The 10,941-nt window shown below is 66.3% G+C and carries 8 protein-coding genes and 1 tRNA gene; 2 read left to right on the top strand and 7 right to left on the bottom strand.

Features of this window, described 5'->3' with window-relative positions; genetic code table 11:
• Positions 1-104 precede the first annotated feature (104 nt).
• From ACFQB0_RS07520 to ACFQB0_RS07535, 4 genes are read right to left on the bottom strand one after another with little or no spacing between them, the layout of a single operon-like run.
• Positions 105-878, bottom strand: coding sequence for a TatD family hydrolase (locus ACFQB0_RS07520; RefSeq protein ID WP_386729494.1), 774 nt, complete (start codon positions 876-878; stop codon positions 105-107).
• A complete protein-coding gene (locus tag ACFQB0_RS07525) occupies positions 875-2,167 on the bottom strand; it encodes a hypothetical protein (protein WP_386729497.1) in 1,293 nt (430 codons plus the stop codon). Before ACFQB0_RS07525 ends, ACFQB0_RS07520 begins: the two co-directional genes overlap by 4 nt.
• Positions 2,164-2,976, bottom strand: a complete 813-nt coding sequence (locus ACFQB0_RS07530; RefSeq protein WP_386729500.1) for a hypothetical protein — start codon at positions 2,974-2,976, stop codon at positions 2,164-2,166. Before ACFQB0_RS07530 ends, ACFQB0_RS07525 begins: the two co-directional genes overlap by 4 nt.
• On the bottom strand, positions 2,976-4,946 hold the full coding sequence (locus ACFQB0_RS07535) for a KAP family P-loop NTPase fold protein (RefSeq protein WP_386729503.1): 1,971 nt from the start codon (positions 4,944-4,946) through the stop codon (positions 2,976-2,978). Before ACFQB0_RS07535 ends, ACFQB0_RS07530 begins: the two co-directional genes overlap by 1 nt.
• A gap of 165 nt (positions 4,947-5,111) precedes the next feature.
• Between ACFQB0_RS07535 and ACFQB0_RS07540 the strand changes: the two genes are divergently transcribed.
• Positions 5,112-5,552: a helix-turn-helix domain-containing protein gene (locus ACFQB0_RS07540; RefSeq protein ID WP_386729506.1), complete on the top strand. Its 441-nt coding sequence runs from the start codon at positions 5,112-5,114 to the stop codon at positions 5,550-5,552.
• Positions 5,552-6,253: a PIN domain-containing protein gene (locus ACFQB0_RS07545; RefSeq protein WP_386729509.1), complete on the top strand. Its 702-nt coding sequence runs from the start codon at positions 5,552-5,554 to the stop codon at positions 6,251-6,253. Before ACFQB0_RS07540 ends, ACFQB0_RS07545 begins: the two co-directional genes overlap by 1 nt.
• On the opposite strand, the gene ACFQB0_RS07550 is transcribed toward ACFQB0_RS07545, so the two are convergent.
• From ACFQB0_RS07550 to ACFQB0_RS07560, 3 genes are all read right to left on the bottom strand, one after another.
• Complete coding sequence (locus ACFQB0_RS07550; RefSeq protein ID WP_386729512.1) at positions 6,226-6,591, bottom strand: sulfate permease; 366 nt, start codon at positions 6,589-6,591, stop codon at positions 6,226-6,228. The genes ACFQB0_RS07545 and ACFQB0_RS07550 overlap by 28 nt on opposite strands.
• Positions 6,592-6,747: 156 nt before the next feature.
• Entirely contained in the window at positions 6,748-10,284 is a 3,537-nt protein-coding gene (mobF, locus tag ACFQB0_RS07555) for a MobF family relaxase (RefSeq protein WP_386729515.1), read from the bottom strand.
• A gap of 431 nt (positions 10,285-10,715) precedes the next feature.
• Positions 10,716-10,789: transfer RNA gene (locus tag ACFQB0_RS07560), tRNA-Pro, on the bottom strand.
• Positions 10,790-10,941: the final 152 nt, after the last annotated feature.

Here is a 10,941-nt window from a genome sequence, read left to right on the forward strand (position 1 = left end):
TTGCTTTTCATCCGCTTGCTCTGCGCGTCACGTCTTGCACGATTTCCAGGCTGTTGGTCACTTGATTGGTGCACTTCGCGCGGCGGGCAGACCAAGGTCCTCGATCATGCCGAGCTCACGATGCCGCGAACTCTCGAAGGAAGCATGTCAAGAGTCGCTGTTGCTTCCACCAGCTCGGCGAGGTTCCGCCAGGCCCGTTCGCGTATTGCCTGGGTTGTGATGCCGTACCGGGCCGCTAGAGCCGTCTCGACATCGGCGATGTTGCCTGGCTGGCGAGGTCCCCGGCCGTAGCGATTGCCATCAGGGTGGTCGGTCTCAAGGAGGAGCCGCTCTAACGGGATCACGTCGAGTGTCTCACTGCGTCGAACGCTGGAGGCGTTGATAGAGAAGTACGCGCCGAGTTCGATGGCGCGCAGCGTAGCGTTCCTGTCACCGAGCCACCAATGCAGAACAGCGCCGAGAATGGGTGTTTCCGTGAGTTGATCGAGTACTTCATTGGTCGCACCGTAGCTATGGATTGACGTTATGCGTGGTCGCGTTTGGAGTTGCTGGAGGATCGAGGAAAGGACTTCGCGCTGAAGTGGCAGGCGCGACTTTACCTTCGCGTCGAGGCCGACTTCACCCACATAGGGGGTCCGTTCGAGGAGTGCGGCGAAGGCCGAGGGGCTGTAGTTCTCCAGCGCGCTCTTGAGTCCGGGGTGTACCCCGGCTCCCCACACGGCTAGCAAGTCGTGTGGTCGACGTTCGAGCGCCTGCGCGCTCTCTTCGATGCTCCTGTTGGCTGCGAAGATCACTGCTCGCAGGTTCAGCAGCGTGTTCGCGTCGATGGAGGGATCGATATGCGCATGAACGTCCAGGGGCGGCCAGTTCACTGTCATAGCAGCAGTTCAAGTTCTCCGGAGCCGCGGATGCAAAGGTCTCGGGCGAGGCTCGGCGAGTATCCGGCGGGAAGCTTCATGGCAGCGATGTCGCCCACTCGGATTCCGCGGGAGACGAAACCGCGGATGCTGGGTAGCAGAGAAGCTTGTTGAAGTTGTTGGGCTGCCTTATCGCTCGGTGGCGCATCGATGACGTAGGTACTGGTGTCGACCAGTCCCGCCGCGGCGAAGGACGCCCGACGAACGAGGCAGCCAAAACAGGTTCCGCAATGATCGGTCGCCTTCACTCCCAACCACCGCCGGTTAGTGAACGCACACGAGTTCGTGGCGCTGAGCAGTTCTGATGCCGCGCTGTCGTCGCCGATTTCGTCGGCGACCCACCTGAACATCTCCCCTTTCGTCATGTCCGCGAAGGGATTCGTGATGTCCGCCCAGGCGCCAGCTTCGGTCGCGATGCGCGCCAGCTCCGAGAGGAACCACGGGTGTGTTGTTCGGGTTGACAGGCTCCCAAGCTGGTCGGGGCCAAGCGGGGGATTCAAAGACGCGAAGCCGTTCTCCGGTATCCAGAGAGGCAGGCGTTTGATCGACGCGATCGCGAGACCGAAGGCGAGAAAGAGGAACGATCGGGTGCGGGTGGACCGTTCATTGCGGAACTTGTATCCGCCCGGTTGCTCCTGGGTTCGTGTGAAGCCGATCTGCTCGTGATGCTGGGTGGACCCGTTCGGTCGAAGCTCGCGGATTCTCTTCGCAATGTCCTTCTGGATGGGCGAAATCGAAGTAGCACCCACATGAGAGACCAGAACATGAGTGTCGGAAAGAGATCGGGCTTTGAACGCGCCAGTTGCGGAGTCCGCACCGCCGCTCATCAGCACGACTCGTTGGGCATCTGGGTAGGAGTCTTCGCTGATGTGTTCACGAGGTACTCGCGTGCGCCGGAAGCTGAGGTGCCAGGTGTCGCCGGAGAGGAAGTCCAGGAGCGCCTCAAGATCGCCACCGACCGCAGTCCAGGGCGTTGAGTCGTGGACGGGCACGGTCAGCTCAAATGTCCGGCGGGTCCAGTTGACCTGGCCGACTCGTCGCGGCACGGATCGATCGGCAGCGTAAACGATCGCGGCGAGGCGGAGCAGGTCGATGTTTGCCTGCGATACCGGTCCAAGGTCTCCAAAGCGTGGCCCAAGCGTGGTGTTGAAGCTGCCCGCGCCGTTCGGGGGCCAGAACAGCGTCCGAGCCGCAATGTCGTCGGTGAGGGCGCTCGGAACCTGGAAACGCAGATCGAACTCGACCATCACGACTCTCCGAACACGGTGTATAGGTACTCCAAGCCGTTCTCGATAGCCGACGTGAATTCCGCGGGCGATGGCCCAGTCGGGGCGAGGTTGGCGTGCGCGGCGAGCTCCTCGCATGCCTGACGGACGTCAGACTCGAAGCTTGCTCGGTCGGCTCCGGACATGTTCTTCTCGTTGAGTTGCGATGCCGTTTGCACGAGATACGCCTCAGCAAGAACCAGCGCGACGGCCTCTTCAGCGATCTGCCCCAGGGTCACGTCGGCGCCGGCGGCGGTGCCCTCCAGGAGCCACTCTGCAAGGTTTCCCACAACCTGGAGTTGCTCATCGGTCTCGATCGTGCCTGGGGGAAGGTCCTCGCAGACCTTTTGCGCGATCTGGTGGGCAACATCGAAGATGTTCGGATTGGCGCGAAGAGCATCGTAGTCAAGGCCCAGGTCTCGGAGCGTCTGGGCATCGCCGGTGCGGTACGCGTAAGCGGCGGCGGCGGCACGGCCGGCGCTTCGCGCGTACCCGGCGGAGGTGCGGGTGAGTGCCGAAGTCTCGCGCGCACGGGAACGACTTCCGCCGCCACCTTTGGATGATCGAAACAGGGAAATGGCGGGGAGCGCACGCCCGGCTGGTGAAGTCGGCGACGGACGCGAGGCGCCAGACGCAGCACCGGCGCTGGTTGCCGGGTCTGACGAGTCGGCGGATGGAGCGCCGGCCGGCTCGTTCGGAGCGCCGGGCAGGGAGTCGAGCCAGTCGCTGAGACCATCATTGATGTCAGCGCCGATCTTCCCGCCGACGCCAGTGTAAGAGTTCTTAGTGCCCATCAGGATCGTCGTCCTCCGGGTGGTGGTGTGGTGAGAGCGGTCTTGATTTGACCGTCAGGCAGACGCCCGGAGAGTTCGTCGATGACCTCCTTCATTCCCGGCAGCGTGAGGCCGGCGAGGTGGATCGCGGTTCCGACTTGGAGGTTCTGGGCAGGTAGGCGCCGGAACGCATCAAGTGCGGTTGGCTGGGTGGCTGCATGGACGACAGCCAGCCTTCCAATGCCAGTCACCGCGCCGCGTTGTTCCTGAACGCGATCGCGGGCGCGCAGGGAGAGATGGCGCAGCAGCAGGTCCACATCCTCAATCGGAAGCGCGCGCAACGCGTCGTCAGAGACTTGGTGGCGATCAACCGTGCGAGTGGATGCCAGCTGGGCGGCGAGGTCTCGCAGCCGCTGTGGAAGGTCCGCGCTGACAAGCAGGTCGCCCCGAAACGAGGCCGCCAGGTGGAGATAGGGGCTCAGGTCGAGGTCGTGAAGGTCGGGTGCGAGCTTCGCCCACCGAAGCAGGTCGTCTGCGAAGTGTGGAGCGACGGACGATTGGGATGAGGGCGTGGTGTCATCCGGGCTAATCTCTGCGTCCAACGTCGGAGGCTCGGTCTCGCTCTCCTCGTCTGGTTGGGCGGTTTCATCGACCAGGTTAGGTTCCTCAGCGTCTGTCTTTGGCGCCTTGGTGAGGGACTCAAGGGCTTCGAGGCGATCCCGAAGCTCGCCCGTGCGTAACCAGGAAAGAACAGCCTGGAACTGATCCGGGAGAAGAACCTCAAGGACCATGAGCTTGGCGACGACCTCAAACTCAAGTTCGATTCCGCGTCGGGATGCGATCGAGCGGCGAATGTTCAGGTCGTTCAGGAACCGCTTGATGCGGCGTGGGTTGCCGCGCAGCTTCTCATAGAGGATGGTCGTCAATCGGTGGGCGAACGATAGTTCCGCCTGGACATCCAGCCCGTCCGGTGCCTTCAGATCGTCAAAGGCACCCACTGACCTCAACCGCTGACATTCGGCGATGACCGACCCGAGCTGGGCGCTGGTGAGAGGGCCAGCGGCGCGGTTCTGCAGTTGCAGCAGCAGGACATACGCTTCCGTGTCGAAGGCGCCCAGCGCTGGCAGCGGCACGGTCGTCTGCACAATCTTGTGCAGATAGAGCTTTGATGGCGGCTCCGGCGGGAGGGCATCTTCCCCGCCCGGCCGTTCCGTTGGCATCGTCCACTCAGGCAGCTTGGTTCGAATCGCCTCCGCGACCCGTTCCTCATCCGCGGCGATAACAAAGGCCATGCCCTCGACGCTCAAGAAGAGCCTGATCGCCTCCAGCGTCTCGATGACGGTGTCCACCAAGCACCGATCAAGGTCATCGACCAGAACCGCGACGCGATGGACATGGCTCAGTTCGTCCGATTCCATCAGCTCCGCGAACTCGGCTTGGAAGCCGGCCAGCCCGCGCGGTTCATCGTCGGCCTCGTCATCGTCGCTCTTCTTCTTGATGATGCCGAGAACGTCATCGACGTTGGGAAGTTGGAGTGTGAGTGAGGTCTTGGCCGCCACTGAGATCGCCTTCGACCAGTCGACACGAGCGGCAAGGCGTTTGAGGAGCCTCTTTGCCGTCTTCGCTTTGGACTCATCTTTCTGCGCATCGGTCGTGCTCTCAGCCAACTCCAACGACAAGGCGTCGAGGACCTCCGCAATCAGGCTTTCCTTCGCCCCCACCGCTGGGTCGTATCGCCACGGGTCCGTGCGGATCGTCAGAATCTTCGCTTGCTTCGGGTCGCTCCGCTGATCGAGATCCGCTTTGATCAGTTCGAGAACCGTGGTCTTGCCGCTGCCCCACGGTCCCGACAGACCGATCGCCAGTGGATCAAGGTCGTCGTCCAGGACGGCATCTGAGATGGTCTCCGCGATTGCCTGCGCAGCGAGAAAGTCGATCTTGGAGGGCTCGTCGGACCAGAGCTGTCCACGAAGGTTGTTTGCCGTGGTCATCGCCGTACTGCCTCCCCTCCGAGGTTCTTTCGCCAAGGCTATCGACGGCAAGAGGCGGTACCCGGGAGCCACTCCGGGCGGCATGACGCCGAGATGATCGGTCTTGGCCGACCGCGGTACACTTATTGCGACTGCTTCGATTGCTTCGTTTAGGAGGATGAGCTGATGAGCGACATCGCGACGCTGGTGCCCGAGCCAGCAGACGCCGAGTTGGCGGCGTCTGCCCTGCGTGAGCTTGATGCTGCGCTCGGCGCGGAGGGTCCGGTCCGGTTGCGCGTCGGGGGGCAGGCCGGCGAGGTGGAGGTGCCCCGTTCCGCGCTGACCGCTCTGGCGCAGGTGCTGGACAGCTTCGCGCACGGCGAGGGAGTGACCGTCCTCCCCTCACAGGCGGAACTGACCACCCAGCAGGCCGCCGATGCGCTGCATGTGTCCCGTCCGTTCCTGATCGGGCTGCTCGACGCGGGGCAGATCGAGTACCGGACGGTCGGCACGCACCGCCGCGTCAAGGCGGCATCGCTGATCCGCTACCTGCGGGAAGATGACGCCCGCCGCCTGGCGGCGGCCGATGCGCTGGCTGCGGAGACCCGCGAGCTCGGATTCGTCTGATGCCGGTGGTCGTCGTCTACGACGCCAACGTGCTCTACCCCTCCACGCTACGGGATGTGCTGATCCGGGTCGGGCTCGCCCGGCTGGCGCGCCCGAAGTGGACGGATCGCATTCTTGATGAGGTATTCGGCAACCTGCGCGCCAACCGTCCCGACCTCGACTCTGCCCGCTTGGACCGCACCCGCCGTCTGATGAACGACGCGATCCGCGACGTGACTGTGACCGGCTACGAGCGTCTGATCGACCAGCTCGACCTTCCCGATCCCGACGACCGGCACGTCCTGGCCGCCGCGATCCACGCCGAATCCCAGGTGATCGTCACCCGCAACCTGCGCGACTTCCCCGCCGACCGGCTGGCCCCGTGGGGTGTCGAGGCGCAGCATCCCGACGACTTCCTCACCGGACTGCACCAGGATCACCCGGATGCCCTCGGCGGGATCGCCGCGGCGATCGCACGCACCTGGGCGACGACGCGAAGCCCGGCGATGTCCTCGACCGCCTGGCCATCGACGCGCCCGTCGCCACCGCTCTCGTACGCCAGACACTCGGGGATCGCGGATAGAACCCGCTTCGCCCGTGTATCGATACCTTCACACAACGCGATGGTATTGACAGCTCCCAGCTCGCGCGATCATTTGCCCCCAGCAGGGAGGCGACTGCGCCAGGCAAGCTGTCAGGGGTGGACCTCGGCGTACTCGTGAGGCTGCTTGTACTCGGACCGTCTCGCTCGACGCCGGGCCACGGCCTCCTGGATGCGGGCGCGGATCAGCAGAATCACGGTGATCGGGCCGTTGAGGGTCAGCTTGATCGTGTTCCACGCGCACAGTAGCACTAGGAGGTTGAGCCAGCCAGGACCGCCGGCCTCGATGGTCGCCACGCACCAGTAGGCGGCGAGGAGGTACGGGATCGCGAGGAGCATCGCGGGGATGCCCCAGCGCAGGCCCCTCCGGGTGCGAGTGAAGGCAAACAAGAGGTTCGTGGGCGCGTAGCTGAGGATGCTGTGGGTCCAGACGCTGGCCGCCCAGATGAGCCGGAACATGGGCATGTCCTTCCAGAGGTTCGGCGACAAGAACCTGAAAGGACCGCCCGTGGCGTGCGGGTGGTCATACCGTCGCGGAGAGCGACAGCGCCAATATAGAGGCCGCCTCGCCCTCCACTGTACGACGGTGGCCTGACATCGGGAAGGGTGCCCGGCTCACAACGCGCGGCCGACCGGCTCTCGTTCCGGCCTACGTTGCGGCTCCTCCCCCGCTCCCCGCGCGAGGCTGCGTGCCCGATCGAGCGCGGCCTTGGCGCGGGCGGCGTCGATCTTCTGCGCGTCGTCCTCGGCCGGGACGCCGAGCGGGGTGTGATCGGTGATGTCGTAGCGATCGCGGTAGGCGACGACGGTGCGGGCCAGGCGCCGCCAGGTCGCCTCGGTCTTGGCGTCCTTCGGCGGGGTGCCGAGCGCCCGCGTCCAGGTCTGCTTTTCGGTGAGCGCGGTATCGAGGAGCGCGTCGGCGCGGGTCTCGATGAGGTCGCGTCGTTCGGTGAGCGCCTGCCGGAACTCGTCGCGCATGGTGCCGGTGGCATCGGGGACGAGGCCGGCGATCAGGCGAGGTGCCTTGCGGGCGCGCCCGGAGCCGGCTGGTCGGGCGGTGGCGCGTGCGACGCGGTAGTGGAGGACGGCGGCGATGTCGTCGGCGTCGGTGAAGTCGCGTGCTCGCACGAGGCGTGGCAGTAGCGTTTCGATGTCGTGGTGGTTGGCTTCGGCGCGGCGGAGCTCGGCGGTCAGTGCCCCGAATGCCGGGGAGGCGATCGCGTCCTCGGCCTCCTCCTCAGTGAGACCGGATACGCGGACGAGGTTCGCCCACCTGTCGCGTTGCGCTGCGGCCGCCAGCGTCTCGTACTCGGCGGCGAGTTGGCCGATGTTCGCCCAGGCCTCCTGCTCGACCGCGATCGTCTCGTGGGCGGAGAGCTCGACGCCGACATGCTGGAGCACTCCGAACAGCACCGACCGGGCGGTGGCGTCGGTGTTGTCGCCGGGGTGCGGTCCTTGGTGGGAGTCGTCGGGCTTGTCGATGGTGACGTAGGCGCGGTTCGCGTTCCGGCCGCGGGTGAGCGCGACGTAGAGGTTCTCCCGCGTCATCGCGGTGTCGACCAGGACGTGCGAGGTGTCCACGGTGATGCCTTGTGCCCGGTAGGAGGTGACGGCGTAGCCGAGGTCCAGGTGCTCGGCTGTGTACTCGGCGGGGAGCACGACCGATCCGCCCCACTTCTGTCCGGCGCGCCGCAGGGTGACTGAGCCATCGTCACGGACGTCGGTGACGATCCAGCGGTCGCCATTGCGGACCCAGGAGCGGCCGGCGCGCAGGCGCCGGTCGTTGCGCCGGGTGATGACGGTATCCCCGACGGCGGCGCGGGTGCCGTCGTGCAGTTCGACCTCGCGGGTACCTCCTACGGTGCCGTCGAGGATCAGGTCAGTGCGGGCGCGCTGGTTGAGCGCTTGGACCGATTCGGTCGAGTCGGTGACTAGCACCGTCGCCCATCCTGCTTCACGGTCGGTGCGCCAGGCGGTGTAGGCGGCATCCACCATCGCCACCGTCTCCCCGGCCTGGATGCGGCCGTGGTCGAGGTAGGTGTCGATGACCTCGGTGCGTCCGTGCCGGAGCCCGAGCGAGGCGGCCTTCTCCCAATCGTTCTGGAACCGATGGATGTCCACCAGCTCGGGCGCATCGCCGCGGTCGTGCACGAGCAGGGAGAACGCGCCGCCGGCATCGACGGACTGGAGCTGGGCGTAGTCCCCGACCAGCAGCACCTTCGCCCCCGCCTCGGCCGCCAACGCGGCGATGCGGTCCAGAGACAGGGTGCCGGCCAGCGACGCTTCGTCCACGACTACCAGCTGCCCCTGACGGAACGCCTCGCCGCGTGTGAGGTGGTTCTGCCACCACTTCGCGGTGTTCTCGGTCTGGACGCCGAGGTCATCGGCGAGCACCTGCGCCGCGACCGCAGATGGCGCCAGTCCGACCACGGAGCCCGGGCCGTGCTCGTGCTCCCACGCACGCCGCAACGCGTTCATAGCGGTGGTCTTGCCGGCCCCGGCCGGGCCGACCAGGACATCGACGATGCGCCCGGATACCGCAACGGATGCGAGCGCGGCGGCTTGGTCCTCGCCGAGCACTCGCCCTTCCCTGTCGGGCTTCGCGGCGACCCGCTCGACGGTCGCCAGCAGCACCGTGGGTCCGTTCATGGTGCGGGCGCGGTCGAGGAGGCGGTCTTCGGCGGCGAGCAGTCCTTCGGAGGAGAACACCGTCGAGTGCTTCGGCCGGAACACCGATGTGCCGTCCGGACGGCGGAACGTCACCGGGCTCGACGCGAGCTCCGGCGGCGTCAGTCGCAGCGACGCGGCCTCGGCGGCGTCCACGACGAGACCGACGATCGCCTCCCGATCCACGGTGGAGGCGAACCTGTAGCGCATCGTCTGCCGGGCCGCTTCGGCAGTGAGGTTCCACCTGCGCCAGGTGGATCGCTTCTCGCCTACCACGTCCACGACGGATCGGCCGAGGGAGGCGATCACCTCCAGCGGGATGTCGTCGGCGCGCAGCAGCAGCGGCGCCTTGTTCGCGGTGACCTGACGCGCCCACGCGGTCGCATCCCGGCCGAGGAACCGTCCGGTCCGGTGCCGCCATTGGGCGGTCAGATCGGCCAGGGAGTGGACTTCCTTCTCGGGCCTCGTGGTGAGGGTGGCTTGGGCGCGGAGCTTGATGATCGTCGCCGCAGGCGGCTGCCGGCCGTGCTTGGCGACGTATTCGGCGATGAGCCGGTTCTTCTCCGCGTCGATGTGGCGGGACCGGGAGGAGAACTCCTTGACCAGTTCCTCCGGCACCGTCGCGACCGCCCACGCGGGGTTGCGGTCCCGGCCCATGTCGCAGGCCTCCCACTCGACGCCGAACGCCCGGGTGAGGTGGTCGGCGAACACGGCCTCGTGCAGCTCCGACAGGGCGACGGTCGCGGCGTGCATCGGGCGCCCGTCCAGGGAGCGCCACTTGCCGTCGAGCACGGTCTGCACCTTGTTGGAGATGACGACGTGGGTGTGCAGGTGAGGGTCGCCGGCGCGGGAGTCGTAGTGGTCGAACGCGGTGGCGATCAGACCCCGGACATCGACCTGTGCAACGGCGCCGTTGCGGGCGGTTGCACCGGTGCGGGTGGCTGCAACCTCCCGTTCCATGAACGCAACCACCTCCGCAACCGCAGCATGGTGCGCGTCCGCGATCAGCGCCTGCGTGCCCGCGTCCGCGACCGCCCACAACACGGACGCGGACTTCGGGATCGAGAACGTGAAGTCATACCCCGCGACGGCGCGCCGCGTCCCACGCGCCACCTCCTCGGCCTCGATCCGCGCGACCGCCTCCGCCCGCGAGGCGGGACCGAGCTCCGGGTCGAGGGCGGCGGTGCGCTCCTGGACACGCTCGGCCTCGGTCTTGTAGCCGGGATACGCCAGGCCAAGCGGGTCGCCCGTGACTGGGCTCCGGCCCATCCCGACCAGCAGCTGCAGCTGGGATTCGGAGACCTGATCGCCGACCTGGATCGCGCCACCGAGCGCGGCGACGCCCGCGCCGAGCCAGCGGCCCGGCGGGCTGCCCTCCTCGGCGTAGTAGCGGGTCAACGGCGTGGACAGGGAGCGGTCGCCGTCGCCGGCTGCGACGGTGCGCAGCAGGTACTTGTAGCCATCACCCGCCGACATCACCCGCATCGAAACCGTAACCGAATCACCGCCTTTCGACAGCGAGGTGAGCAGACGGTGACCGCGCGAATTACCGTCAACCTGGGTTGACGACCTCGACCTGCAAGACGCGTGGCAGCTCAGAAGCGGGGTCCGTCGCGGCGGCTGGCGTCCTTCCTGCCCCCGCCAGGAAGAACGCCAGCCGCCGCGACGGACCCCGCCTATGAGCGCCCAGAACCCACGCTCCGACCCTCCAAACAGGGGGCCGGAGCAGTCGCCTGCCCGCGAATTGGTGCACCTCGCGGGCACCTATTGGTCCACTCCGGCAGCGTCGGCGCCCAACGCGAGTGGTCCACTTCACCGGCGGGCAGATCACCTGGATCGGTCGAGTGGACCAGGCAGTGACCACCCCCAGAAACGACGAAGCCCTGGTGAAAGTTGCCTATCACCAGGGCTTTTTGTCGGGATGACAGGATTTGAACCTGCGACCCCTTGACCCCCAGTCAAGTGCGCTACCAAGCTGCGCCACATCCCGTTGTTTAGTTTTCGGACAGTCCCGCCGCTCTAACTCACCTGACCCCCAGTCACATGCGCTACCAAGCTGCGCCACATCCCGTTGTTTAGTTTTCGGACAGTCCCGCCGCTCTAACTCACCTGACCCCCAGTCACATGCGCTACCAAGCTGCG

The sequence above is a fragment of the Luethyella okanaganae genome, from assembly GCF_042660285.1.
Taxonomy (GTDB): domain Bacteria; phylum Actinomycetota; class Actinomycetes; order Actinomycetales; family Microbacteriaceae; genus Luethyella; species Luethyella okanaganae.

Bases quoted from the DNA above. Each gene is read 5' to 3' on its own strand.
- ACFQB0_RS07520 (WP_386729494.1), bottom strand. From the start codon at position 878: ATGACAGTGAACTGGCCGCCCCTGGACGTTCATGCGCATATCGATCCC.
- ACFQB0_RS07530 (WP_386729500.1), bottom strand. From the start codon at position 2,976: ATGGGCACTAAGAACTCTTACACTGGCGTCGGCGGGAAGATCGGCGCT.
- ACFQB0_RS07535 (WP_386729503.1), bottom strand. From the start codon at position 4,946: ATGACCACGGCAAACAACCTTCGTGGACAGCTCTGGTCCGACGAGCCC.
- ACFQB0_RS07540 (WP_386729506.1), top strand. From the start codon at position 5,112: ATGAGCGACATCGCGACGCTGGTGCCCGAGCCAGCAGACGCCGAGTTG.
- ACFQB0_RS07545 (WP_386729509.1), top strand. From the start codon at position 5,552: ATGCCGGTGGTCGTCGTCTACGACGCCAACGTGCTCTACCCCTCCACG.
- ACFQB0_RS07550 (WP_386729512.1), bottom strand. From the start codon at position 6,591: ATGTTCCGGCTCATCTGGGCGGCCAGCGTCTGGACCCACAGCATCCTC.
- mobF (WP_386729515.1), bottom strand. From the start codon at position 10,284: ATGCGGGTGATGTCGGCGGGTGATGGCTACAAGTACCTGCTGCGCACC.